The organism is Pedomonas sp., assembly GCF_036515995.1.
Taxonomy (GTDB): domain Bacteria; phylum Pseudomonadota; class Alphaproteobacteria; order Sphingomonadales; family Sphingomonadaceae; genus Pedomonas.
Genome location: NZ_DATBUP010000010.1, coordinates 1 through 25,824 on the forward strand (window position 1 = coordinate 1; position 25,824 = coordinate 25,824).

Here is a 25,824-nt window from a genome sequence, read left to right on the forward strand (position 1 = left end):
TTTTATAGAGGGGCGTGCGTTGGCGTTTCGATGATGCCGGCGGGACGGGGGCTGGAGGGGGGGTAAAAACAGCGTCGCTGCGCTGTTTGTGGCGTCATACGGGCTGATTGAACGCGGGAAGCTGCGGATATATTCTAAAAAAATCGTTTAGAATCAGTTAGTTATAAAGAAATTCAAAAACCCTGACAAAAACCCTTGCATGGTAGGGGTGATCTGGATAGGTTCCGCGCCGTCAGCCGATGAGGCTTGCGCGCCCGTAGCTCAGCTGGATAGAGCATCAGACTACGAATCTGAGGGTCGGACGTTCGAATCGTTCCGGGCGCGCCATTTTCTCCCTGACATCCCCCCTGAAAAGCGAAGAATTGATCGTCCCGCCACGCTTGCGATGCCGGATGGCACAGGGCAGGCTTGCGGCCGTCCTTGCGCGTGGGAGTTCATGCACGAGGCGGTGCCATGCAGCAGACCCTCCCTTGGCAAAAGCGCGCTGGCTCACTTTGGAGCGCTCCTGACCGCTACAGTCTGGTCCTTTGCCTAAAGCAAACTATTTGTGGGCGAACGGCCTGTGGATTCCGCATACGGAGCGATAAAAGGGAACAAAGATTAATTTGTTTGTTACAGAAACACCTGTGCTCTAAGTTTCTGTTTAGAAACAAAAATACGATCAGTAGATCAGAATGCATCTCTTTTGTCGGTTTTGATTTCCAGCGTGGACGGAGGCCAGTGTGAAGCCGAGTATCTCAGCGTCAGTTGATCGACTGCCGACGGGCATTGACGGGCTTGATGCTGTGTTGAGCGGCGGGCTCCTGCGTGGGGCGGCTTACATCATTCACGGCCCGCCGGGTGCGGGCAAGACCATCCTGTCCAACCAGATCTGCTTCGGCCACACCAGCCGCGGCGAATCTGCGCTTTATGTTTCCCTGTTCGCCGAATCCCACGACCGCATGATCCGCTTCATGCAGCGAATGGGCTTCTTCATGCCCGAGCATATTCCCGAGCGTCTGGTCTACCTGTCGGCCTATGCGGCGTTGCTGAAGGAAGGCCTGTCCGGCGTTCTGGGGCTGATTACGGCCGAGGTGCGCAAGCGCAAGGCGACGCTGGTCATCTTCGACGGTCTGTTCGTGGCGCAGGATGCGGCCGTGAGTGACCAGTCCTTCCGCGAGTTCGTTCACGAACTTCAGGGCATCGCCTCCATGCTGGGGGTGACGCTGCTGCTGCTGACCAACCAGCGCCGTGATCCGTCCTCCCCCGAATACACCATGGTGGATGGCTGGGTGGAGCTGTGCGACGAAAGCAAGGGGCTGCGCGCCGTGCGGTCTCTGGAAGTGCACAAGCAGCGCGGCGGCGGCTTCATGCGCGGCCGCCATCACTTTCGCATCACCAGCGGCGGTATCCAGGTATTTCCCAGGGCGGAAGTCGCCTTCAAGGCGTCGGTTGCCGATACGCCTTCGGGCCGGGTCACGTCTGGCGTTGCCGGGCTCGATGCCATGCTGCGCGGGGGCTATCCGTCCTTGTCGGCCACGTTGATTCATGGACCGACCGGCTCGGGCAAGACGACGCTCGGCCTGCACTTCGTGGGAAGCGCCACGAAAGAAGCGCCCGCCCTGTTTTATACCTTCTATGAATCGCCCCAGGCGCTGATGGCGAAGGCTGCGGCCTTCGGCATCGATGTGGAACGGCTTGTTGACGAGGGGGCGCTCAAGATCATCTGGCGCTCACCGGCTGAGAATCTGGTGGACGAGATCGTTCACGAGATCGTTCGGGAGGTGAAGTCCGGCGGCACGAAGCTGCTGTTTATCGACGGGCTGCACTCGCTCAAGACCTCCCTCATGTTCAGCGAACGCCTGCCGTATGTCATTCACGCTCTCAATCAATTTCTGAAGTCAGCGGGCGTCACTTCGCTCTATTCTTTGGAGACCAGGGAACTCTACCGCCCGACCAACCTTGAGTTGGGAGAGCTGTCCGCCATCATCAGTAATTTGATCCTGGCTCACTACGCCAGGGATGATGAGATGTTGCGGCGGAACATCTCCATTCTCAAGGTGCGGGATAGTGACTTCGATCCGATGACGCGGGAATTCTACATTACCAGTGGCGGTGTTGTTCTTGCCGAAGACAAGGCTGCTCTCCCAAGGGGCAAGGGCCCTCGGTCGGAAAGAGTACTGGATGTTGGCGCTAGCAGCGAAAGATCTGAGTGGTCCACTGAGAAAGACCGCTAAGCAATGGCACGGGTGCTGGTTGTTGAGGACGAGTTTGTCATTGCCTTGAATGCAAGCATGCTGCTTGAAGACGAGGGGATGCTTGTCGACACCGCCTATGACGGTGCCGAGGCGCTGGAGATGATCGTCTCGAACCCGCCCAGCCTGATCGTGACCGACTACATGATGCCCGTCATGGACGGGCTCGAACTGATTACTGCCCTTCGCAGGCAAGGATGGCGCGGCCCGATCATTCTGGCCACGGCGATTTCCGAGGATCGGCTGCCCTCGAACTACAAGGGCGGACACGACGCCTATATTTCCAAGCCGTACATGGCGGGCGACTTCGTCTCGCTCGTGAAGGAACTGCTCGCGCGGGCCGGGCAGTAGCGCGCGCGTTCAGCTTGCGCCGCGCGGACGGGCGCCATCAAGGAACAGGTCAACGGCATAGCGCGTCCAGTTGCGGCAGGCGTCGGCATCGAAGGTGTCGAGCCCGAGCGAGGCTGCGCGCAGCGGCGCGGCCAGCACCATATGCTGCAGCATGAGCATGGCCTGATGCGGATCGGGGCAGTCGATCTCGCCGCGTTCGGCGGCCTCCGTCAGCAGGGCGTGAAGAATGCTGCGACCGGGGAACGACTCGTCCCGGTCCGTCATGCGGGCAAGTTCGGGAAAGCGCTCGGCCTCGGCGGTGATGATGCAGTGCATCCGCACCATGCGGGGGTCGAGCATGGCGGCCAGCATCTGGTCCGCCACCTGCACGAGAGCATCGCGCAGCGTGCCCTGCCCGGCCGAGACCGGTGCGAACCGCTCCTTCAGCAGCCCATTGCTGACCTCTATGAACAGCGCTTCCTTGCTGCCGAAGCGGGCATAGACCGTCTGCTTGGTGGTGCCCGCCCTTGCGGCAATGGCCTCCATGCGCGCGCCGCCGAACCCTTCCGCCAGAAACACCTGCTCCGCCGCCGCCAGAATCGCTGCGCCCAGCCGCTCAGTGTCGGCCCGGCCGGGCCGGCCGCCGCGACGGCGAGCTGTGGAGTCGGGAGCGGGTGAGGTGGGGTTGGAGGCAGGCATCGGTTCCCCTGAAATTAACTTGACGGACCGTCATCTTAATCGCAATGCTCATGACAAGGGAAGTCTTATACGGGGAAGGGTCGCCATGATCGCGCAGAATGATCGTCCGGGTTCGCCGAACTGGCTGAGCAAGGTTGAAGCGGCGGAAGTTGTTGCCAACGCCGATGCGGCGCACTGGGACGAGACGGTGGACGTGGCCGTCGTCGGTTACGGCGGCGGCGGCGTGGCGGCGGCGCTGCATGCGGCCGAACTCGGCCTGTCGGTGGTGGCGCTGGACCGCTTCAACTGCGGCGGCTCGACCGCAATGAACGGCGGCATCGTCTATGCGGGCGGCGGCACTGCCATCCAGAAGCAGGCCGGCTTCGAGGATTCGACCGAGGCGATGTTCCGGTACCTGCAGCTGGAGACGCAGGGCGTGGTCTCCGATGAGACGCTGCGCCGCTTCTGCGAGCAGAGCCCGGCGTTGATCGATTGGCTGATGCAGCACGGCGTGCAATTCAACACCACCACTTACACGGGCAAGACCTCCTACCCGCCGCTGGACTACTACCTCTACCATTCGGACAGCTCGCTGAGCGGCCGGTATTCGGCAGTGTCCCGCCCTGCGCCGCGTGGTCACAAGGTTTACTCCCCCATCCAGAACAAGACCGGCACCGGCTTCGGCGCGGCGCTGTGGGGCCCGCTGCGCGAGTCTGCGCAGAAGCATGGCGTCAAGGAAATGCCGCCCGCCGAAGTGCGCAAGCTGGTGATGGATGAGAGCGGCGCGGTCGTCGGTGTGATTGCGCTGATGTTCGAGACCGGAACCAAGGTTGCCGAACAGCACGCCAAGTATCGGGCTCTCTCGCGCAAGCTGCTGCTGGCGCTGCCGCCGAGCTTTCCGGGCGGCAGCCTGCTGTGGAAGCTGGCGGACTATTACAGCGCCAAGGCGGAGGCGCTGGAGAAGCGCTATCGCATCGAATACCGCATCCGCGCCCGGCGCGGCGTGGTGCTAAGCGCGGGCGGCTTCATCTTCAACCGTCCGATGGTGGAAGCGCTGGCCCCCAAGTACGCCCCCGGCATGCCGCTGGGCAATCCGGGCGACGACGGCAGCGGCATTCGCCTCGGCCAGACGGCGGGCGGCGCGGTCAGCCGCATGGAGCACATCAGCGCATGGCGCTTCGTCAATCCGCCGGTGGCGCTCTCACGCGCCATGCTGGTCAACGCCAAGGGCGCGCGCTTCTGTGACGAGGCGTGGTACGGCTCCGCCATTGCCTACGAAATGTGCGAGAAGCACGGCGGCAAGGGCTGGCTGATCCTCGACAAGGCGCTGTATCAGCAAGCCTGGCAGAACGTGAAGAACGACGGGCTGCTGCCGTTCCAGCGCGACCCGGTGATCCTTGCCCTGCTGTTCCAGCGCAAGAAGGCGGCAACGCTGGACGCGCTGGCGGCCAAGATGGGCTTCGATCCCGCCACCCTGCGCGAGACCGTGCGCCAGTATAACGCCGCAGCCAAGGGCGAGCAGGCGGACCCGTTCGAGAAGAAGGCGACCGACATGGCGGTGCTGGGCGAGGGGCCGTACTACGCCATCGACGTCTCCATCACGAGCCGCCTGTTCCCGCTGACCACCCTCAGCATGGGCGGCCTTGTGGTGAACGAGGAGACCGGCAACGTGAAGCGCGCAGACGGCACGGACATTCCGGGTCTTTATGCCGCCGGGCGCACCGCCATCGGCATCTGCTCGCACCTCTACGTCAGCGGCCTGTCAGCGTCGGATTGCATGTTCTCCGGCAAGCGCGCAGCCGCCAGCATGGCGGGGCTCGGCGCACAGGTGGCGGCAACCGCAGAGGCGGTGGCTTAGAGCCTTTTCCGATCTGATTGCATCAGATCGCGGTTCTAAGCTCTTTGCTGGTCGCACTTTCTTAAGCGCAGGGTGTGCACCCTGCTCAAAAGCTGCTCTAGCGAACTGGCGCAGCCTCACAAAAAAAGCGGGGTGCGGGGGACCGAAACCCTTGCGAAAAAAGAAGAACGATAATCGAGGTGGGGAGAAAAGAATGACGACGCTTCAGGTGCTGCTCGATGAGCGCGAGATCACACGCGGGCTTGCCCGCTTTGCCCGGGCTCTGGATCAGAAGGACTGGGGCGCCGTCAGCGATGTGTTCGCGCAGGACGTGAGCTTCGACTACGGCACGGGCGGCGACCGGCACGGGATGGACGCGCTCATGGACAACTTCCGCCGCTTTCTGGACGTATGTGGCGGCACCCAGCATCTGATCGGGAGCATCATGATCGATGTGGACGGCGACCGGGCCGTCAGCCGCAGCTACGTGCAGGCCCGCCATCAGGGCGTCGGCGCGAAGGCGCACCTGTTCTTCGATTCCAACGGCGAGTACATCGACCGGTGGGAGCGTCGCCCGGAAGGGTGGCGTATCGTGCGCCGTGACGCCAAGTGGCAGATGCACATGGGCAATCCTTCGGTGCTTTCAGCGGATAGCGCGGACCTGGGCTGACCGGAGTCGCCGGGTCGGAGAAAAGGGCAGAGGGCCGCGCGGGCCCTCTGCAAGCAAGTCAGACAACTGTTGCAACAATCCGGCCTTATAGCAATCCGGCGGCGCGCATCTGAGAGATGAGCTGGAGGGCTGCCGGGTTTGAGAAGGCCCATGCGGCAAGGGCGTTCTGGGTGAGCGGCGTCCCGACCGGGGCCTGTTGCCAGGAGGTCATGCCGTAACCGGTCTGCCCGGCGGCAAAGCCCGGCGACCCTGCGCCGCCTCCCAGGCGACCGGGTGCACCGCCGATCATGGCGCCGTCCCGATAGGTTTCGTGTCCATTGCCGGGTCGGGCCTGCGGTGCCTGTGCGGTTTGGGAAGGGGCAGAGATGGTCAGGCCAAGCAGAGCCTGCACGGTGGGCACGCCCGCCCCGCCGCGCTGAACGTCGGCAACGCACGGAACAGCCGATGCCTTGAGCGCCTGGAACAGCGCCTGCACCCGTTCGGCGGAGCGCGTCTTCAGCGCCCCTTGGAACAGCGGGTGGTGCGCCAGCAGCAGGGCGGCAAGGCCGGTGACGTGCGGTGTTGCCATCGAGGTGCCATCCCACGCGGCATAACCGCCGCCCGCAACGCAGGACACGATCGCGACACCGGGCGCGGAGACATCTATGCCGGGGCCGAAGCAGCTGAACTTGGCCGGATAGATGCCGTTGATGGGCGGTATCTGGGGATCAAGCGTCTGGGCGTGGTAGGTGTCTTCCGGATACTCGCCGGTCTTGCCGATGGCAGAGACGGTCAGCACGTTCGGCAGGTTGCCCGGAAACTGCACCGGCCCGCCCGAGTTGCCCGCCGCCACGATGCAGGCCACGCCCCGGCTCTGGGCTTCCAGAATCTTCTGGGTGACCAGCTCGGAGACTTCATCGCTGCCGAGGCTAAGATTGACCACGTCGATCCCCCGCTCGATGCACAGGTCGAGCGCTTCGATGAGCGAGCTGAAGCGCCCGCCCGGGAACACCTTCAGCGCGAAGATCTCCGCTTCTGGCGCGAAGCCGCGAACGCCGGAGACGTTGGGACCGCTTGCGGCGGCGATGATGCCCGCGCAGTGGGTGCCGTGGGAAATGGTGTCGTTGGTCCAGCCGTCGGGGTCGGCGTCGTCCGTCGTCAGATCCATGCCCTGCTTCACGTTGCGCAGCTGAGGGTGGCTGTTGTCGCAGCCGGAGTCGATGATGGCGATCTTCACGCCGCGCCCGGTCAGGCCGCGGGCCAGCTGGTCGAGCCCCATCATCTTCTGGCCCCAGCCGACCGCCGCATTCCGGGGGAAGTCAGGGAAGGTTTCGTCAAGGCGGCGCAACTGGATGGTGTTGTCCGTGTCATCCTTCAGTGACGGGCGGGTGATGAACCTCTCCCAGTGGTCGGCTTCCGGCTTCACGTAAATGGCGGCTATGCTCTCGGCACCTCCGCCTACCACGGTGAGAATGACGTTGCCGCTTTCGTCGGTCACGCCCTGCGCCGGGAAGCTGCGACCGTATATGACGACGGTGGCACGGCCGACCGGCTGCCCGTCCGACCCTACGACGCGCACGGATATGTCGGTCGAGGTGGTGGCGGATGTTGGGTAGAGCGACGCCTCGAGCGTCGTCTTCATCAGCCGGGCGCTGGTCGCCACGTCGAGATGCTTGAGCAGGGCGTCATGCTCCACGATGACGCTGGCGGAGGCGGTACGGCGCAGCTGCTCGCCCTTATCAACGTCCATCTCGGCAACGACGATGCCGGGCATGGAAACCGGGCCCATGCCCGAGGCGGCCAGCATGCCGAAGCCTGCGGGCGCACGCGGCTTGATTTCCTTGACGATATCCGCGCCCAGTGTGCGCAGTTCGTCTTCGATCTGTTTCTCGTTCATCGGCTGAAGCGCTGCGGCCATGCTCTGAAGGCCGGCCGGCATGGGACGCCGAGCCACCAGATAGCGGCGCTTGCGGGGTTTCACCGCGCCGTCGCCCGTGGTGTCGCTGCTGCCACTCATGCCGTTGCCGCCGTTGTTTTTCATGCCCCCACCGGTGCTGCCGCCACCGGTATTGTTCTCCGCCGTGCGGGCGGGCTGGTTCTGCGAGGCCTGATTCTGCGGGGGCTGGGCGCTGGCCGACTGCGTACTGGATTGCGGCGTGGCTCGGGCCTGATCTTCGCGGCCCGCCTTCTTTTTCTGGGTGTCTGGGTCCTGACCCTTGTGTTCCGGCATTATAACCTCCGTGGAGATGGGAAGAACAACGCGAGTACTTTTCGGATGAACGGGCAAAATTTCTGCAAGCAGACGAAGAGGAAAAAAGAAGAGTTCTTAAATCTTGAAGTCCGGTAACAGTCTGGGATCGGGCAAAGAGGCGTCCCGCTCTATGATGAGACTTGCCCCAAACTGCTTTTGAATCTTCTCGGCAAAAAACGGTGAAAGGCGCACCTTCAACAGAGTGCGGCCCCCGGATACCGAAGCTGGCGCCAACTGCTCGATGGTCTCCTTGCACCTCTGCAGTTCCCGCACCTGGTGCGCATCGCCCGCATTGCGGGGAGCGATGAGGTAGGGCTCGGTCTTCTCGCGCTGCATTTCGTCATTGTCGTCATCGGGCCCGGTGGTGCTTCGGTCTGGCATGGGGCTATTGTCCGTTGCTGCGTGCGGAGACTGTGCGGATCTGCCGGTTCAGGCCGCCATAGGCGCCGACCGGCGAAAAGGAGGCTGTCCCCGGCCTCGACCGGGGACAGACCTTCCATACTGGCCAGAACGGCCGGGGCTCCGGATGTACCCGCCGGGAGAACGTGCGCTGCGCAGAAGCTGCGAGAACGCCGTGCTTTTTCCCGGTTTCCCAAGGGAAGGTACCCATTGCCGCTGCTCCGACCGTCTGTGACCGTCCGTGCCGATCAGCAGAGACCCGGCTGTTGCGCGAACTGGATCGGCAGGCTTGTGGGCGGAACGGCCCCGAACGGCTGCTGGAACTGGGGCGCGCTCTGGAACGGCAGGAAGTTGCCCAGCTGCCCGGCAAGGCCGCCGATGGTCTGGCCGAGACCCTGGTTGCCAAAGGCGCCGCCAATGGCGCCGCCGATCGGTGCGCCATACTGCTTCAGCAGGTCGCCGAAGAATCCCTGTGGCGCAAACTGCTGCCCGAACGGCTGCTGCTGGAACTGCGGCAGGGCCTTCTGCTGGAACAGATGCTGCAGGACCGGGAACTGCTGCAACTGCTGCTGGGCCAGCTGAAGCTGATCGAGCATCGGGAACTGCGGCGCGCTCTGGAACGGCAGCAGACCGCCGAGACGACCCGCGATGTTGCCGATGCTCTGACCGATGCCCGGCTGACCGAACAGGCCGCCGATAGCCCCGCCCGCCGCGCCACCATACTGCTTCAGCAGGTCGCCGAAGAAGCCTTGCGGCTGGAACTGGGGCGAGCTCTGGAACGGCAGGAAGTTGCCGAGCTGACCCGCGATGTTGCCGATGCTCTGACCGATGCCCGGCTGGCCGAACAGGCCGCCGATGGCGCCACCGGCGGTGCCGCCGTACTGCTTCAGCAGGTCGCCGAAGAAGCCCTGCGGCTGGAACTGCTGGCCGAACGGCTGCTGCTGTTGCTGCTGGAGAGCTGCCAGCAGCGGAAACTGCGGCGCGCTCTGGAACGGCAATAGGCCGCCGAGACGACCCGCGATGTTGCCGATGGTCTGACCGATGCCCGGCTGGCCGAACAGGCCGCCGATGGCGCCGCCGGCGGTGCCGCCATACTGCTTCAGCAGATCACCGAAGAAGCCCTGCGGCGCGAACTGCTGGCCGAACGGCTGCTGCTGCTGTTGCTGGAACTGCTGCATCCGCTCGAGCAGGGGGAACTGCGGCAGGATTTGCTGCTGGAACAGTTGCTGCAGGACCGGGAACTGCTGCAGCTGCTGCTGGGCCTGTAGCAGTTGCTGAAGGATCGGGTGCTGGCCCTGCTGGATGGCTTCCATCAGCGGGAACTGGGGTGCGCTCTGGAACGGCAGCAAGCCGCCGATCTGACCGGCGATATTGCCGATGGACTGGCCGAGGCCCGGCTGGCCGAACAGGCCGCCGATAGCGCCACCGGCGGAGCCGCCATACTGCTTCAGCAGGTCACCGAAGAAGCCTTGCGGCTGGAACTGCTGACCGAACGGCTGTTGTTGAAGCTGCTGCAGCAGCAGCTGTTGCAGGATCGGGAATTGCTGAAGCTGCTGGAGCTGCTGCTGCAATGGAAATTGCATCGCTCCGTCAGGAGCACCGAAGGGGGTAGAGCCAAAGGACGGCTGGCTTGTGAGCATGTCGATCATGTAGACCTCGCTTCAAAAGGAAGAGGTGAGTTTTCAAGGGGGAAATGCAGAGTGAGCAAAACGCAACTCACAGAAGGTGCTGAAGCGGACACTACCGAAAATGTAAAAGCTCAATCGAAAATATAATGCGCAGGTTTATTCAAATTAAAACAAATTGTATTTATTTGTTCATCTGAAAATCGTGAACTTGGGTAAGTTATATATCCATTTTATGATGTTCTACTAAGAAAACACCGGCGTACCGAAAATTTCAATTACGGGAAGCATTGCTTTTGCTTCCCGCCTGTCGGTGCGCAGATTTGGAAAGTGAACAACAGCCCAAAAAATTAAGGCGACAGCCGAACCGGTCGCCGCCTTGAGGCGTCATGAATGACGCTCGCCTGCAGCCAGCCAGTTCCTAGATTTCATCTGGCCCGTCTGGCTTCGCATCACGTCACTCATGGCGTTTAACTCCAGAATGGTACTTTTGGTCCATATCTGATGTGAAATTATAACTTATATGGTTCTCTCTCCGTATCGAGCCGGATGGGTTATGTGTTAGCCGCCGATCCGTCCGCCATCGTTGCGGGTAATCAGCACGACGGACGGGCGCGGCGGCGTGCTCGGTTTGAAGTCCGGCCAGCGGGTTGCGGGGTCTTCGAAAGAGGACGCGCGCTCGAAGCCCGGATAGCTGGAGGTGCCGTCAGCACCCGGATGCTGCACCGAGAGGAAGAGCGCGCGACCGTCCGGCGCGAAGCACGGGCCGCACATCTCCGCGCCCACCGGAACGCGGAAGAACATGCGGCTGGTGGCGCGGCCGTCCCCTTCGGTCTCGACGGCGTAGAGACCGTCCGCCGTGCCGGTCAGCGGCCAGTTGGAGCCCTGATCGGTGGAGACCCACAGGCGGCCCTCCATGTCGATCGCACCGTTGTCGGGCGAGCCGAACCAGCCGTTGGCGGAGGTGGCGGGATTGTACGTGGCGCCGACAGTCGCAACGGCGGGGTCGCCGCAGCGCAGCAGGATGTCCCACCGGAACGTGTCCGCCGTGTGGTCCGCGTCCGGTGCGATCATTTCGACGATGTGGCCGAAGGCGTTGCGGGCGCGCGGGTTGGCAGGGTTTACCTCCACATCCTGACGGCGGGTGTTGTTGGTCAGCATGGCATAGACGCGCCCGTTGGTGGGGTGCGGCTGCACGTCCTCCGGCCGGTCCATCGGCGTCGCGCCCAGCAGGGTGGCGGCGCGGCGCGCCTCGATCAGCACGTCGGCTTGTGAGTCAAAGCCATTGGCGGCGGTCAGCGGGCCGCTGCCGTGCACCAGCGCCAGCCAGTGCAGTGTGCCGTCCGCATCGAAGCGGGCGGCGTACAGGGTGCCTTCATCCAGCAGATCCATGTTGGCGTCGCGGTTGCTTGGGTCGAAGCGACCCTTGGTGACGAAGCGGTAGATGTATTGGAAGGTCTCGTCATCGCCCGAGTAGAGCACCACCCGGCCATCCTTGTTGAGCACGCTCTCCGCGCCTTCGTGCTTGAAGCGGCCGAGCGCAGTGCGCTTCTTCGGCGTGGACATGGGATTGCGCGGGTCGATCTCGACCACCCAGCCGAAGCGGTTGGGCTCGTTCGGCTCGTGGCTGACATCGAAGCGCTTCTGGATCAGGGCGAAGCGCGACACGCTCCCCGCGCCGATGCCGTAGTCGAAGTAGGCGCGGGTTTCGGGGTGGCCTTCGGGCAGCTGGCCGCCGAAGTAGCCGTCGAAATTCTCCTCGCCCGCCAGATAGGTGCCCCACGGCGTGACGCCGCCGGCGCAGTTGTTGATGGTACCGATGACGTGGCGGCCCTTGGGGTCGGCCTTGGTTTGCAGGCGCGGGTGGCCCGCCGCCGGGCCGGTGAGCAGGAACGGGGTCGAGCGGGCGGTGATGCGGCGGTTGCGCATGCTGTCAGGCACGATCGCCCAGCCTGCGCCCTTGCGCTGCACCTCGATGACCGAGACGCCATGGGCCGCCAGTTCGATGTCCGCCATCTGGGGCGTGTAGGCGTCCATGTTGAACTGGCCTTCGGCGTCAACCAGGCCGGGGAACATGAGCGTCGGGATGGTGTACTCGTGGTTCACGCACAGCAGGCCCCGGTCAGCCGACAGCGGCACGAAGCCGATGTAATCGCAGTTGTAGCCGAACTGGAGTTCCTGCGCCGCCACGGTCTGGTGACGCGGATCGAACGGCGGGGCAGCCGGCGTGACCGGATCGCCCCAGCGCAGGAACACATCCGCTGTATAGCCGGGGGCGACATGGTGGGTCTCGTCAACGCCATGCGCCACTTCCTCGAAGGCGAACGGCGCGGGGGACGCCGCGGCGTCGGTTGTAGCAGCAGCGGAAGCGGGGGCGGGGCGGAATGCAGGCGGCAGGGCGGCCAGCGCAGCCATGGCCAGGGCGCCGCGCAGCGCATCGCGGCGGCCGAAGCGGACGCCAACCACATCTTCAAAGCTGGTATTACCGCGGGATTCGTTCATCGGGAGACGCCTTGTACAGAAGTTCGTTTCCCGGCGGCCTTAACCCGGCGCTATTGCAGTTTGATGACCCTGCGTGACGAAACCCCGAGAGCCACGGTGTAACGAGCCGTTCAGGCGGCCACGGACGCGGTGAGGAAGGGCTGGAGCGCCTCCACCGGCAGCGGCGGGCTGATGAGATAGCCCTGCACGGTCTGGCACTGGCGGGCGCGCAGGAACTCCAGTTGCTCGGAGGTTTCCACGCCCTCGGCCGTGACGGCCAGGTTCATGGAGTGAGCCAGTTCCAGAATGGCGGCAACGATGGCGTCGCCCTCCTCGCTCGCATTCAGATCCTGCACGAACGAGCGGTCGATCTTCAGCTTGCTGACCGGCAGTTGCTTCAGCACCGCCAGCGAGGAATAGCCGGTGCCGAAGTCATCCACCGCCACATGAACGCCGAGGTCGCGCAACCGCTGGAGACGACCGCGAATGGCCTCGAAATCGCTCATGATGACGGATTCGGTGACTTCCAGCTCGAGGCACTCCGCCGGCAGGCCGGTCTCGGCCAGCACACAGGCAACTTCCTCAACGAAGCTGTCGTCATCCATCTGCCGCGCGGAGACGTTGACGGCAATCTTGATCGGGAACGGCGATGTCCGGTTCCAGCGCGCGGCCTGGGCGCAGGCGGTGCGCAGCACGAAGCAGCCGAGTTCTGCAATCAAGCCGGTTGCCTCGGCCAGCGGCACGAACTGCGCGGGCGATACCGCACCCAGCTCGGGGTGCGACCAGCGTGCCAGCGTCTCGAAGCCCACCAGCGCCTTGTCGCTGGTCCGCACCACGGGCTGATAATGCACCGTGAGCCCGCCGGTGCGCAGGGCCGTCGCCAGCTCCTGCTCCATGTACGCACGCTCGCGGAAAGCCTCGTTCATGCCGGACTCGTAGAAGCCCAGAGCCTGCCCGTCGTCCCGTGCCCGCGCCAGAGCGAGCTCGGCATAGAGCACCAGCTTCTCGGCGACCTCCCCATCGTTGGGAGCAATTGCCGCGCCCATGACGGAGCTGAGAGGAATGTTCTCGCCGTTCAGCTGAACAGGCTGGTTCGCGGTCTGACAGATGCGGTTCGCCAGTTCCTGAGCGGCCTCGACACTGGCGAGCGACGAAACGGCGATGGCGAAGTCATCGCCGGCGAAACGGGAGACGATGCCCCGGCGGCCGGCGACGAACTCCAGCCGATGGCCGAGGATGTTCAGGATCTGATCGCCAAGGACGCCGCCATAGACGTTGTTGATTTCCTGGAAGCGGTTGATGTCCAGACGGGCAACCAGCAGGACGCTCTCCGACGCGCTGAGCTGCTCGACCTTGGCATGAAGTATGTTCATGAACTTGGCGCGGTTCGGAAGCCCGGTCAGGGAATCGAAATAGGTCAGCCGTTCGATGCGGCTGTCCTTCTCCTTGGTGTGGCTGATGTCCATGGCCACGCCCACCACCCGCAGGGGCTTGCCCTTGTCATCCGAGAGCAGACGGCCGCGCACCTCGAACCAGGCGTAGGTGTTGTTGCGGCGCCGAACACGATACTGAACGGTGTGCTCTTCATCTGGCTCTTGCAACACGCGGCAGATGACGTTGCCGAACAGGGACTGGTCCTCGGGGTGGACGCGCTCGAGCAAGGCGCCCCAGGTTGAGGGCGCGTCGAACTTCTCGCCCAGCAAGCCGGCCAGCTGCTCTGACAGGTAGAAGCTGCGCGTCGGGAAATGCCACTCCCACACTCCGCTCTTGGCAGCGGTGAGGGCGATGCCAAGGCGCTCCGCATTGCGCTGCGCGATGAACTGGTCATTCAGCGTGCGGCGCAGGGACCATTTCAGCAGCCCGTACATCAATGCAGCGGTCAGGGCCGTGTAGGTCATGCCCTTGAGCATATTGAGATGAAGAAGATGTTCGGCGCTGCCGGTGAGGGAGCTGAGGACGCCGTCGGTCAGAAAGAGCCAGAGAATGCTGATGAGGGCAAAGATCAGCCCGGCGCGGATCGGCAGCCGCTGCAGAAAGGCGTGGCTGTCTTCATAGGCGGTTGGCGGAATGACGGGAGAGTCGCGCGTCGGAAGGCCCACCGAGGTTGCGTGATCAGGAACCCGAGCGCATCCGCCCGTGCACTGCGCTGGATCTCGCTGGTCACAGGACGCAACCGACATAACGGAACTCAACCTCTACGAACCGGAAACCGACTCAAAAACAATCGAAGCCGTGTTACCTAAGCAACCTACGTGAATTGCAAATGAATGCTTAAACTCCAATCCTAAATGATGTGCTAACTCCGCAACATAGAGTTTGCGCCGGGCCCCCAACAACCTGCTGCTCAGCCATGTTGCGGCCGGAACAGCAGCAAAAGTTGCCAATGATTCTCAGATCCTTTCGGACTGCTCGACCGCAGCCCTGTAGTGCGCTGCGGAGGGCTCGCTGAAGCAGACGAAAACCACCTGCTCGATTGCATCTGGATGCCGGTCCAGCCAGTCGAGCGTGGTGCGCGCGGCAATGCGCGCGGCCTTGTCTGCCGGATAGCCGTAAACGCCAGTGGCGATGGCCGGAAAGGCGATGGTCCTGATGCCATACGTTGCTGCCAGATCAAGGCTGCTGCGGTAGCAGGCTGCCAGCAGGTCGGTCTCGCCTGCATCGCCGCCGCGCCAGATCGGGCCGACGGTGTGAATCACATGCCGGGCGGGCAGGTTGTAGCCCCTGGTGATCCGCGCCTCGCCGGTGGGGCAGCCGCCGATGCCGCGGCATTCCTCCAGCAAACCGGGACCGGCCGCGCGGTGAATCGCGCCGTCAACGCCGCCGCCGCCCAGAAGGGACTCGTTTGCGGCGTTGACGATGGCGTCCACCTGAAAGGTTGTAATGTCGCCGGTTACGACTTTCAGCCTATCTGACATGTTTGACCTCTCCTCGCCTGCGGCTAATCTTCTGCAAGATCTAGCCGCTTGTCCCGCAAAGGAAACAGGCGGTACAGGGCGGTGCCAGAGAGAGGGCCGGGAGGGATTGATGATTGAAGATACGGACTGGATTTCCACTGCCCAATGGTCTCGCCGGCAGGCGCTGGGCGCGGGTGCTGCCGCTGCTGCCGGTTTTGCGCTGGCGGCCGGGCCGGTTTCCGCCGCTGCCATCCAGACGGATACCCAAGGGCTGGAAGCCGGCTGGGTGCAGGTGCCGACCGGTGACCGCGCCGTACCCGCCTATCGTGCCAAGCCCGCAGGCGGCGGCCCGCGCCCGGTCATCATCGTGGTGCAGGAGATCTTCGGCGTTCATGCCTGGATTCAGGACATCGTGCGCCGCTTCGCCAAGGCGGGATACTATGCCATCGCGCCGGACTGCTACGTGCGGCAGGGCGATGCCACCAAGGTTGCGGACACTCCGACGCTGGTGCGCACCATCGTCTCCAAGGTGCCGGACACGCAGGTGATGAGCGACCTTGACGCGACCGCCGCCTTCTCGGCGACGGACGGCGGCAATGCCGAGCAACTGGGCGTGACCGGCTTCTGCTGGGGCGGGCGTATCACATGGCTCTACACCGCCCACAATCCGGCGGTGAAGGCGGGCGTTGCCTGGTACGGCCGCCTGCGCGGCGAGCCCAACAGCCTGCAACCCACCTACCCGGTGGACGTGGCGGGTCAACTGAAGGGCCCCGTCCTCGGTCTCTACGGCGGACAGGACAAGGGCATTCCGCTGGAAGACGTGGAAGCCATGCGCGTGGCGCTGGCGCAGGCCAACTCTCCCTCGCAAATCATCGTCTATCCGGAAGCCGAACACGGCTTCCTTGCGGACTATCGCCCCAGCTACAACCAGCAGGCTGCCACCGCCGCGTGGAAGGAAACCCTCAGCTGGTTCGGCAAGCACCTTCGGTAGTACGGCGGGCTCTTCGTGGGGGTTTATAACCCCCACACTCCCCTTCGTTTATCGGATCGTGCGCGGCAAAAACTGAAAAATCGAGAAACTCTAGAATGCCCGCCCGGACGCTTCGGCGTAGAGGCGGGCGTAGGTGTCCACCATCACGTCCTGCGTGAACTCGGCCTCGACGCGGGCGCGGTTGGCTCTGCCGATGCGGGCGCGCAGATCAGCATCGCTCAGCAGAGTGCTGAGCGCCGTGGCGAAGGCGGCTTCGTCTGTCGCGGGCACGACGAAGGGCGCGTTTTCGTCTGCGATGATCTGGGAGATGTCGCCCACGTTGGTGCAGGCGGCGGGCAGACGCGCGGCCATGGCCTCGACGAGGCTGATGGGGAACTGCTCGGTGTCTGACGAGATGGCGTAGACATCGAACAGGCCCACGTAGCGCGCGGGGTTGGTCAGGTAGCCGGGCATCACCAGCCGGTCGGAGATGCCGTGGGCGGCAGCCTCGGCCTTGATCCGCTCTTCTTCCGGCCCTTGCCCGCCGATGATGAGCCAACAGTCCGTGCGGCCACGCGTGGCCGCAGCAAAGGCGCGCACAAGACGCGGCAGGTTCTTCACGTCGCGCAGGCCCGCCAGCGTGCCGACCACCAGATCGCCCGGTTTCTTTACAAAGCCGGGAATGGCGTCAGGCGGGGGCGGTGTGTCGAACGGACCGACATTGACGCCATTGGGGATGAAGCGCACGCGGGAGCGGGGCTGGCCCCAGTCATTCAGGGCGATGCGCTCGATCAGGCGGGAACAGGCGACAACCGCATGCGCGCCCGGCAGAGCAAGGCGGCGGAAGTGGTTGCGGCGGGGCAGGGTGGCGGTGGCTTCTTCCGGTCCGAAGCCGTCCTCATGATGAACCAGCGGCAGGCGTCCGAACAAACGGTTGGCCATGGCCACTTCGATGCTGCCCCAGTTGTAGGTGAGCACGAGATCAAAATTGCCGCGGCGCAGGTATCGGCCGATGTCCCACAGGCGCACCGGAAGGGACGGACCCTTGAAGCGGCAGGGCGCATCCGGAAATTCCACCGGCACGGCGGGGTCCAGCAGCTTCTGAGCAGCAAGCTGCCCGGCGAGGGTGGGCAGGATGGTGTGGTGAACACGGGGTCCGAAGGCATTCATCAACCGGGCGGTGCGGGTTTCCGCACCGCCCAGGTTGAATGTCGGCATGACATGAAGCCAGCGGGGCCGGTTCATCCGTCCGAACTCAGTCCAGCGCGTACACGAGGAACTTGAGGTAGGCGGTCTGCGGCAGCAGCGGGTGGACCGGGTGGTCCGGACCGGCAGCGGCCGAGTGGATCAGCCGTGCCGCGCGCCCGCCGGTGCGGATGCCCGCGCTGGTGGCTTCCTGGAAGGATTCCGCCGTAATGTGATGGCTGCACGAGGCGATGCACAGCAGGCCATCCGGGGCAACGCGCTGCACGGCGAGGCGTGCCAGCTTCTCGTAGCCCTTCATGGCGGAGGGAACGTCCTTGCGCGTCTTGGCGAAGGCCGGCGGATCGGCCACCACCACGCCATAGTGGCGGGTGTCGTTCTGGAGATATTCGAACACTTCCGCCGTCTGCGTGGTCACGCGGTCGGCAAGGCCATTGGCCTCGGCCGCCTTGTTCGCCAGCGTCAGCGCGGATTCGGAGCGATCGACAGCGGTCACGCTGGTCGCGCCGCCCTGCGCCGCCGCCAGTGCGAAGGCACCGGCGTAGGTGTAGAGGTCCAGCACGTCCTGCCCCTTGGAGAGGCGGGAGACGAAGGCGCGGTTCAGGCGGTGGTCGAAGAACCAGCCGGTCTTCTGGCCGCCGGTAATGTCACCAAAGTAGGTGAGGCCGTTCTCTTCCAGCTGCACCGGACCATCGATGGCGCCAACCGGCACTTCGCTCAGCGGCTCAAGGCCTTCCAGCACGCGGGCCGGGCCGGTGGAGATGAGCGCGATGTTCGCGGGACTCAGCACCGACTGCAGGGCCTCGATGATAAGGTCCTTGTGCGCGTCCATACCCGCCGTGTTCGGCTGAACCACGAGGGTGTCGCCATAGCGGTCGACGATGAGGCCGGGCAGGAAATCGCCCTCGCCGTGCACCAGCCGGTAGAACGGGCGGTCGAACAGGCGCTCACGCAGAGCCAGAGCCTTCTCGATCCGCTCCTTGAAGTAGCGGAAATCGATCGAGCGGCTGTGGTTGCGGGTGAGCAGGCGCGCCGCGATCAGCGAATGGGGGTTGAAGTGGTACAGGCCCAGCAGGCGTCCGTCGGCTTCGGCCAGCCGCACCACGGTGCCGGGCGCGATGGCGCGCACGTCTGCCGAGAACTGGATCTGGTTGGAGAACACCCAGGGTCGACCGCGCACGGCAGAGGGCTTGGTGCTGCGGGCAAGGAAAATTTTCGGTTCGTTTTCTTCGGAGGTCATGTGGAGGACGTAGCCGTACGCGCCATGAGTTGCAATGGATCGTGAGGTCTGGCCACCTTGAAGATGGTCCGATGCGGCGAAATGGCAACCAGATGCGTTGCAAGGCGCGCGGTAGGCATCTGGTGACGTTCCCTCTATAAGATGCCCGTCTATATGATCGGAAGCGTGGCCGTTAGGGTGGCCAATGCTTGCGAACCGGGGGGGATAGCGGACTTATGGGCGGCTGGTTTGTTTGCCGGAAGGATGACGACGCGCAGGAGCGGCTGGCGGCGGCAGAGCGTCAGTTTGCGGCCCACGGCTTCGGAAATCCGCGGCGCATCGAGACGCCTGCCCACACGGGCCTTGTGGTCGGGCACATCCATCCCGGCCCGGCGGCGACCTACGCCCGGGACGGGGACGACTTCATCGCCGTGGCCGGCACGCTGTTCTATGACGGCGAGGCGAGCGAGGCGGCGCTGCTGCGCCTGCTGCATGATCTGACCTTGCCCTTCAACCAGTGGGAGCGGGTGACCGGCCACTTCGCGCTGCTGGCGAGCAAGGCCGGGCGGCTGTACGTTTTCAACGACTACTTCGGCGCGTTCCATGTCTATGCAACGCCGGGGCACGAGGTGGTGACCACCTCCTTCCTTGCCGCGGCGGGCGCGCTGCCGCGCGTCAGCTTCGATGCGCAGGGCGTCTACGAGTTTGCCTTCAACGCGACGCCGCTGGGCGAGTCGACGGTGCTGCGGGAGATCACCAAACTGGCTCCCATCGAGCAGCTGGAATTGGGCGAGACGGTGCTGGTGCACGCCGTCACCAAGGGGCTGAATGCCCGCTTCGATCCCGCCGCGGCCGATGCGAAGCGACAGGCCGACCGGCTGCGCGATCTGTTCGCCGCGCCGCTCAGGACCTTCGGCGACAACATCCAGTGTCCGCTCTCGGGCGGGTTCGACAGCCGCCTTGTCCTCGCCCTGCTGCTGGACGCGGGCGTGAAGCCGCACGTTTATGTCTATGGCACGCCGGGGGACGAGGACGTGTCCGTCGCTACCGCCATCGGCAAGGCCGAGGGCTTCGAGGTGGAGGTGTTCAACAAGGCCGCCTACGCGAAGGTGGACCCGGACCAGTTCGCCGAGATCGTGCAGCACAACTTCCACGAGATGGACGGCGTGCCCATCGACGGCGGCCTGTTCGACAACGGCGGCAATTCGGTGGCGCGTCACAATCGGGCCAGGGGCGGCGCATTGGCCGTCTCCGGCGCGGCGGGGGAAATCTTCCGCAACTACTTCTACCTGCGCGACCGTCCTTTCCAAAGCCGGGACATTCTCTACGCCTTCTACTCCGGCTTCGACCCGGACGACTGTACGGCGGAATTCAAGGAAACCGCCTACTTCGATGCGATGGACGCCAAGCTGTGCCGCGCCCTGAGCAGCGGCGACGGCAATCTCAGCCGGGCTGAAGTTGAAAGCGCCTACCCGCTGTTCCGCTGCCCGGCCTTCTTCGGGCGGGAGATCAGTCTGGTCAGCCGCTTCGGCAGCTATTTCATGCCGTTCTTCGAATACAACATCGTACGGCACACCATCGGCATTCCGGTGTCCGCCCGCAACCACGGCGCGTTCCAGAGCCAGCTGCTCGCGACCATTCACCCACGCCTTGCCGGCTACATGTCAGCCTATGGCCACAGCTTCACCGAGCCCGCCAGCTTCGGCCACCGCCTGTCCGAAGCGGTCAGCCTCTACCGCCCGCCGTGGCTGCGCCGGTATGGCTGGCGCATGAAGCAGGCCGTGAAGGGCCGCCCGAGCCTCAACCCCACCGGCTACATGGCCCCGGATTACCTGGGCCGTGTCGTTGATCTGGAGTTTCCCGCCATGCGGCGCTTCTTCCGCATGGAACACGTGGCAGACATGATGCTCTACCGCCGCATCGCCACGCTGGAGCATCTGGCGGGCAAGCTCGGCAGCCGCCTGCAGAGGTAGGTTCGGCGCACAGGCATTAATCTCCACAGCTTGACAGTTTCCGTCAGCTTCGGTCTGACTGGGGAATAATCTTGCGCGCCGTGGGCGAGCCGGGGGAGCGGCGCGAGCATGGATTGTATTGCCCCGGTCAGATGGAGTTGCCCTCGATGTCCATGTCACGCATGGCGGCCCTGTTCGTTGCCGCTGCTGCTGTTGCCTTCAGCGCTGCGCCTGCCGCGGCGGCCCCTCTTGCCGTTGAATTTGCCGGGGCCGAGCTGCCCCGGAACCAGACCGTGGTTCTGCCGGTGGCCGAAGGCGGCTTGGCAGGTTCGGCTGCTGCCATCAACGCTGCCGGTCAGGGTGCGCTGGAACAGGCCATGCAGGCCGCAGGGTTCAAGGGCAAGGCGGGTGAGGTGCTGCCGCTCTACGGCGTGGCGGGCTATCGCTCGCTGCTGCTGGTTGGTGTGGGCAAGGATGCGCTGACCCGCGTGGCGCTGGAGGATTACGGCGCTCGGGCCGCCACCAAGGCGACGGGCACGGATGCGGTGCATGTGGTAGTGCCGGAGGGCACGGACGCGGAAGCCCCGGCGCACATCGCCAACGGCGCGGCGCTGGGCTCCTACGGGTTCGACAAGTACCGCAGCGGCACAGCCAAGCCCGCCCGCAAGCTGGTGGTTCATGCCGCCAACCCGCAGGACGCCGAGCAGCGTTACAAGCAATCCTGGCAACCGCTGGCCGAGAGCGTGGCCTTCGCCCGCGATCTGGTCAATGAGCCGGGCAATGCCCTGTGGCCGGAGGAATTCGTGCAGCGCACCCGCGATGCGTTCCGGGGCGTGAGCAACGTGACGGTCGAGGCGCTGGACGTTCCGGCCATGGAAAAGCTGGGCATGGGTGCATTGCTCGGCGTTGGTCAGGGCAGCAAGCGCCCGCCGCGCCTGCTGGTCGTTCACTATCGCGGCGCGGGCGCCAATGACGCGCCGGTGGTGTTCGCGGGCAAGGGCATCACGTTCGACTCCGGCGGCATCTCGCTGAAGCCGGGCTCGGGCATGGAGCAGATGAAGTACGACATGACCGGGGCCGCCACCGCCACGGCAACCGTGCTCAATCTGGCCAAGCGCGGTGCGAAGGTGAACGCCGTTGCCATCGCGGCGCTGGCCGAGAACATGCCGGGCGGCGGCGCCATCCGCCCGGGCGACGTGCTGAAGACCATGTCGGGCAAGACCATCGAGGTCATCAGCACCGACGCGGAAGGCCGTCTCGTGCTCTCCGATGCCGTGACCTACGCGCAGGTGCGCTTCAAGCCGCGCCTGCTGGTGGACGTGGCCACCCTGACCGGCGCGGTGCGCACGGCGCTGGGCGATGACTACGCGGGCCTGTTCTCCCGCCACGATGCGGTTGCCCAGCAGGTACTCGATGCCGGCCACAAGACGGGCGAGGAAGTGTGGCGTCTGCCGCTGCACCCGGACTATGCCAATGGCATCACCTCCGACATTGCGGACATCAAGGGCTCGGCCTCTGGCCGCGCCTATGCGGGCGCAGGCATCGGCGCACAGGTCATCGGCAGCTTCATCGCGCCGGAAACCCCGTGGGCGCACCTGGACATCGCCAGCGTCGCCTGGCTCGACGCGGCCCAGCCGACCAAGCCGCGCGGCGCGACCGCCTTCGGCATCCGCCTGCTCGACCAGCTGGTGCGGGACCACTACGAGGCCAGGTAAGGGGAGCTGGAGTCCGCCGAAGCTTTCCAGAGAAGCGAAACCTTGCGCCGTTGCTGAACCAAACCGGTGTTCAGCGGTTGCGCAAGGAGAGGGGCCGGGCGCCTGCCGCCCGGCCCCGCTGCTTTTCTGGAAAGGCCAGAGGCGATGACGCTGTTCACGCTCAGTCCTGATCTGGTGCGCGGTCTTGCCTGCGCTGTCTGGCTGACCGTTCTCATTGCCCTTGTCGTTCGCCGACCGGCCTGGCGCTTCGCGCCCGTCGGTGTCCGGCTCATGCTGGCGGGGCTTGCCATCGTGGGCGCGGGGCTGCTGATCGGTGCGGTCTTTACCATTCTGCACCGGGTCTCGGCCTCGCCGGACCGTATCGCGACGGAAGCCATCGGCCTGATTGCGGGCCTGTTCGCGCTGGCGGGCGTGCTGCGCTTCCGCCCGGTGGCCTCCGCGCCGTCTCCTGATATGCTCACCGGGGCGGATATAACAGAACGACCGCTAGACCTTGCCGAGCCCGCGCCTGGGGTCCGGTCCGCCGATGCCCGCGCCGCCAGCGCGCCTGACGAGCCGGAGCCGGCCTGGAGGGTCAACGCCCTTCAGAAGTACCAGTCTGACAAGCAGGAGGCGATGACCCGGCTGGCCGGAGGACTGGCGCATGACTTCAGCAACGTTCTGACCGTTATCCTGACTGCCAGCGAAATCCTGCTTCTGGAGCAGAACCTGCCGGAGAAGGTGCGCCGCCGGATCGAGAGGATGAACGGCGCAGCGCAGCGCGGCGCAGCCTTGGCGGACCAGTTGCGCTCCTTTGCCGGGCATCAGGACTTGCAGAGCGAGGTGATCGACCTGCATGACCTGCTGCGCTCCGACGCGGTCAGGCTGAAGGCGGCGGTGGGTCCGGACATAGAGCTGCATTACGAATTTGCGGATGATCCATGCCCGGTCCTGATCGATCCCGAGCAGATGTGCGCCGCTGTGGCCACGGTTCTGGTCTATTGCCGCTCCACGCTGCCGGACGGCGGACGGGTCAGTTTGTCGACCCGGTTCGAGACTGTGCCGGTGGCAGATGCCGCGCCCGACGGCCTGGCCGGGAGCGTTGTGCTGACCATTGCCCGTTCAGGTCAGAGACTTTCAATGGAACAGGCGCATCGCCTGCTGGACGAGCCCTACAGCATCGGTACGTCATCGGTTGTCGGCGGCGGGTTCGGCCTCAGCCTGGTCGCCGGGTTCATTCGGCAGTCCGGCGGAGAAGCCGAGTTCGTCGAGGAGCCAGGCCGTGGACCGGTTCTGGAAATCCGGCTGCCCCTGGTGCTTGACGGAGTTGCGAGCGGGGCATTCGGTGCCGAGGCTGACCTGGAGGGGGCAGAGGTGTTTTCCTCTGTCGGCACGCATCTATTGGCAGAGCCCGCCCCGCCAGCCACTCCACCGCCGGCCACTCCATCGCCTGCTACCGCATCGGCTGTCCCTCACCCCGCGGCCCCCGTTCCGCATGTCGAGCCGTTGCATGTTCTAGTGGTCGAAGAGGACGAACTGCTGCGGGAGTCGGTGATGGCGGAACTCGCCAGCCTGGGCTGCTCGGTCAGCGTGGCGGCAACACCTTCCGAAGGCTTTGCCCGGCTGGAGCGCGTGCCGTCCATCAACGTGCTGCTCTCCGGTCTGCCCCCTGGAGATGGCGAAGACGGCGCAGAGCTTGCCCGGCAGGTAAAGGCATGGCTTCCCCACCTTCGCGTCGTTCTGATGTCGGCAGACATCACGCGCACGGGCACGCTCGAAAACGGCCTTGCGGTGCTTCTGCCCAAACCCTTCACCCGCGCCCAACTGGCAGACAGTCTTGGGCTTGAGCGCTGAGCACGCCGAGGGTTTCGAACCTTTCCGGTCCGGTTTTTGTTGTTCCCGTTTGCGACGGTTTCTATGTTGCGACCTCGCTTCCCGGCGCGTTGCGCCGGGCCGGAGCCGGGCGTTTCTGTCTGATCGGGCCTGACCCCTCGGGCCTGTCTCTCGGGGCCAGCCATATGGGGCCAGCTATATAAGGACCCGCGGTCAGACGAGCGCATGCGCCTGGCGTCCTTTCCCGGGATGAATCATCGCGGCGGTGCGGGAACGCGCCACGGCGGTTGCCTGTGTATGGAGGTGTTGATGAGCCGAGAGGCGCAGTGGGGCCCAGCGCGCATGTTGGTGAATTTCTTCAGGATGGAAGCCGCAGGTGGGTTGTTGCTGCTGCTGGCCGCTGCCGTTGCCATCCTGATGCGCAATTCGGATTTCGCCGGATTGTACGACCTGCTTCAGAACTTCCCCATGACGTTCGGCTTTGGAGCCTACAGCCTCACCAAGCCTGCCGTCCTGTGGATCAACGATGGTCTCATGGCCATCTTCTTCCTGCTGGTTGGCCTTGAGATCAAACGGGAGATTCTGGAGGGCCAGCTCTCCAGCCGCGACCAGATCACCCTGCCGGTGGTGGCCGCCGCTGCGGGCATGGCTATGCCTGCCCTGGTCTATGTGTTCTTCAACATAAACACGCCCGAGACCCTGAGCGGATGGGCCATTCCGGCCGCCACGGACATCGCCTTTGCCCTGTGTCTTTTCTCGCTGGTGGGGAGCCGCGCGCCCCTGTCACTGAAGGTGCTGCTCACCGCCATTGCGGTGGTGGATGACATGGGCGCCATCGTGATCATCGCCCTGTTCTACACGGCCGAGCTGAGTCTGGCGTATCTGCTGGGCGCGGTGGTGTGCCTCGTCCTGCTCGCGATCCTCAACCGCTCGGGGCAGATGCGACTCTGGCCTTACCTGCTGGTCGGCGCCTTCCTGTGGTTCTTCGTGTTCAAGTCAGGTCTGCATGCCACCATCGCGGGTGTGCTGACGGCGCTGACCATTCCGCTGCGCACGCGGCGGCCGGAGCAGAAATCCCCGCTCAAGCGGCTGGAGCATGCGCTGCACCCCTGGGTTGCCTTCGCCATTCTGCCGATCTTCGCCTTTGCCAATGCAGGCGTGGATCTTCAGGGACTGTCGCTCGCCCTGCTGCTGGAGCCGCTGCCGCTGGGCATCGCCGCCGGGCTGTTTGTTGGCAAGCAGATCGGCATCTTTGGCAGTTGCTGGCTGATGATCAGGCTGGGCTGGGCGCGCATGCCGTTCAATGCAGGCTGGGTCAGCCTCTACGGTATGGCGATCCTGTGCGGTGTGGGCTTTACCATGAGCCTGTTCATCGGCGGCCTGGCGTTCACGACGCCGCTGTATCTCAACGAAGTCCGGCTCGGCATCCTGACCGGCTCGCTTCTCTCCTCGCTGGTCGGCGTTGCCGTGCTGGCCCTCGCACCCCGGCCGCGCGAGGTGGAGCGCGCGGAGTCGCAGGGGTAATTCGAGAAAAATGGGGGGTAGGGGGCCGGCCGGGCCCCACCCTTCGCACTT

The 25,824-nt window shown here is 64.6% G+C and carries 18 protein-coding genes and 1 tRNA gene; 10 read left to right on the forward strand and 9 right to left on the reverse strand.

Translation table 11 applies throughout. The features are described 5' to 3' along the window. The first annotated feature begins 250 nt into the window (after positions 1-250). The 3 genes from VIG90_RS00700 to VIG90_RS00710 all read left to right on the forward strand — a co-directional run bounded on the left by VIG90_RS00700 (position 251) and on the right by VIG90_RS00710 (position 2,585). Positions 251-327 (forward strand) — tRNA-Arg (locus VIG90_RS00700). 395 nt (positions 328-722) lie between these two features. Then, positions 723-2,216: an ATPase domain-containing protein gene (locus VIG90_RS00705; protein WP_331591444.1), complete on the forward strand. Its 1,494-nt coding sequence runs from the start codon at positions 723-725 to the stop codon at positions 2,214-2,216. Positions 2,217-2,219: 3 nt separating this feature from the next. Further along, a complete protein-coding gene (locus VIG90_RS00710) occupies positions 2,220-2,585 on the forward strand; it encodes a response regulator (protein WP_331591445.1) in 366 nt (121 codons plus the stop codon). A gap of 9 nt (positions 2,586-2,594) precedes the next feature. Here the strand turns inward: VIG90_RS00710 and VIG90_RS00715 are convergent, their stop codons facing one another. After that, positions 2,595-3,263, reverse strand: a complete 669-nt coding sequence (locus tag VIG90_RS00715; RefSeq protein WP_331591446.1) for a TetR/AcrR family transcriptional regulator — start codon at positions 3,261-3,263, stop codon at positions 2,595-2,597. Positions 3,264-3,348: 85 nt separating this feature from the next. On the opposite strand from VIG90_RS00715, the gene VIG90_RS00720 reads away from it, so the two are divergent. Both VIG90_RS00720 and VIG90_RS00725 read left to right on the forward strand, forming a co-directional pair. Beyond that, a complete protein-coding gene (locus VIG90_RS00720) occupies positions 3,349-5,100 on the forward strand; it encodes an FAD-binding protein (RefSeq protein ID WP_331591447.1) in 1,752 nt (583 codons plus the stop codon). A 193-nt stretch (positions 5,101-5,293) separates the two neighbouring features. After that, a complete protein-coding gene (locus VIG90_RS00725; RefSeq protein WP_331591448.1) occupies positions 5,294-5,749 on the forward strand; it encodes a nuclear transport factor 2 family protein in 456 nt (151 codons plus the stop codon). 85 nt (positions 5,750-5,834) lie between these two features. On the opposite strand, the gene VIG90_RS00730 is transcribed toward VIG90_RS00725, so the two are convergent. From VIG90_RS00730 to VIG90_RS00755, 6 genes are all read right to left on the reverse strand, one after another. Beyond that, a complete protein-coding gene (locus VIG90_RS00730; RefSeq protein WP_331591450.1) occupies positions 5,835-7,958 on the reverse strand; it encodes a S8 family peptidase in 2,124 nt (707 codons plus the stop codon). A 96-nt stretch (positions 7,959-8,054) separates the two neighbouring features. Then, positions 8,055-8,360, reverse strand: coding sequence for a hypothetical protein (locus VIG90_RS00735; RefSeq protein ID WP_331591451.1), 306 nt, complete (start codon positions 8,358-8,360; stop codon positions 8,055-8,057). A gap of 266 nt (positions 8,361-8,626) precedes the next feature. Further along, positions 8,627-10,027 carry a hypothetical protein gene (locus VIG90_RS00740; RefSeq protein ID WP_331591452.1) on the reverse strand — a complete coding sequence of 467 codons (1,401 nt, stop codon included), beginning with the start codon at positions 10,025-10,027 and terminating at the stop codon, positions 8,627-8,629. A gap of 537 nt (positions 10,028-10,564) precedes the next feature. Beyond that, complete coding sequence (locus tag VIG90_RS00745) at positions 10,565-12,505, reverse strand: PhoX family phosphatase (protein WP_331591453.1); 1,941 nt, start codon at positions 12,503-12,505, stop codon at positions 10,565-10,567. A gap of 110 nt (positions 12,506-12,615) precedes the next feature. Further along, positions 12,616-14,583, reverse strand: coding sequence for a GGDEF and EAL domain-containing protein (locus VIG90_RS00750; protein ID WP_331591454.1), 1,968 nt, complete (start codon positions 14,581-14,583; stop codon positions 12,616-12,618). A 291-nt stretch (positions 14,584-14,874) separates the two neighbouring features. Beyond that, the gene (locus VIG90_RS00755; protein ID WP_331591455.1) at positions 14,875-15,399 is read right to left on the reverse strand and encodes an O-acetyl-ADP-ribose deacetylase; all 525 of its coding nucleotides are present in this window, start codon (positions 15,397-15,399) and stop codon (positions 14,875-14,877) included. A 109-nt stretch (positions 15,400-15,508) separates the two neighbouring features. On the opposite strand from VIG90_RS00755, the gene VIG90_RS00760 reads away from it, so the two are divergent. Further along, positions 15,509-16,369, forward strand: a complete 861-nt coding sequence (locus VIG90_RS00760; protein WP_331591456.1) for a dienelactone hydrolase family protein — start codon at positions 15,509-15,511, stop codon at positions 16,367-16,369. Between the two features lie 90 nt (positions 16,370-16,459). On the opposite strand, the gene VIG90_RS00765 is transcribed toward VIG90_RS00760, so the two are convergent. Together VIG90_RS00765 and VIG90_RS00770 are read right to left on the reverse strand one after the other, a co-directional pair. Continuing rightward, entirely contained in the window at positions 16,460-17,566 is a 1,107-nt protein-coding gene (locus VIG90_RS00765; RefSeq protein ID WP_331591457.1) for a glycosyltransferase family 4 protein, read from the reverse strand. 37 nt (positions 17,567-17,603) lie between these two features. Then, the gene (locus VIG90_RS00770; RefSeq protein ID WP_331591458.1) at positions 17,604-18,791 is read right to left on the reverse strand and encodes a class I SAM-dependent rRNA methyltransferase; all 1,188 of its coding nucleotides are present in this window, start codon (positions 18,789-18,791) and stop codon (positions 17,604-17,606) included. 215 nt (positions 18,792-19,006) lie between these two features. On the opposite strand from VIG90_RS00770, the gene VIG90_RS00775 reads away from it, so the two are divergent. From VIG90_RS00775 to nhaA, 4 genes are all read left to right on the forward strand, one after another. Further along, entirely contained in the window at positions 19,007-20,743 is a 1,737-nt protein-coding gene (locus tag VIG90_RS00775) for a hypothetical protein (RefSeq protein WP_331591460.1), read from the forward strand. Positions 20,744-20,889: 146 nt separating this feature from the next. After that, positions 20,890-22,437, forward strand: coding sequence for a leucyl aminopeptidase (locus VIG90_RS00780; protein WP_331591462.1), 1,548 nt, complete (start codon positions 20,890-20,892; stop codon positions 22,435-22,437). Positions 22,438-22,581: 144 nt separating this feature from the next. After that, complete coding sequence (locus VIG90_RS00785) at positions 22,582-24,270, forward strand: hypothetical protein (protein ID WP_331591464.1); 1,689 nt, start codon at positions 22,582-22,584, stop codon at positions 24,268-24,270. Between the two features lie 288 nt (positions 24,271-24,558). Further along, the gene (nhaA, locus tag VIG90_RS00790; protein WP_331591466.1) at positions 24,559-25,773 is read left to right on the forward strand and encodes a Na+/H+ antiporter NhaA; all 1,215 of its coding nucleotides are present in this window, start codon (positions 24,559-24,561) and stop codon (positions 25,771-25,773) included. The last annotated feature ends 51 nt before the right edge of the window (positions 25,774-25,824 follow it).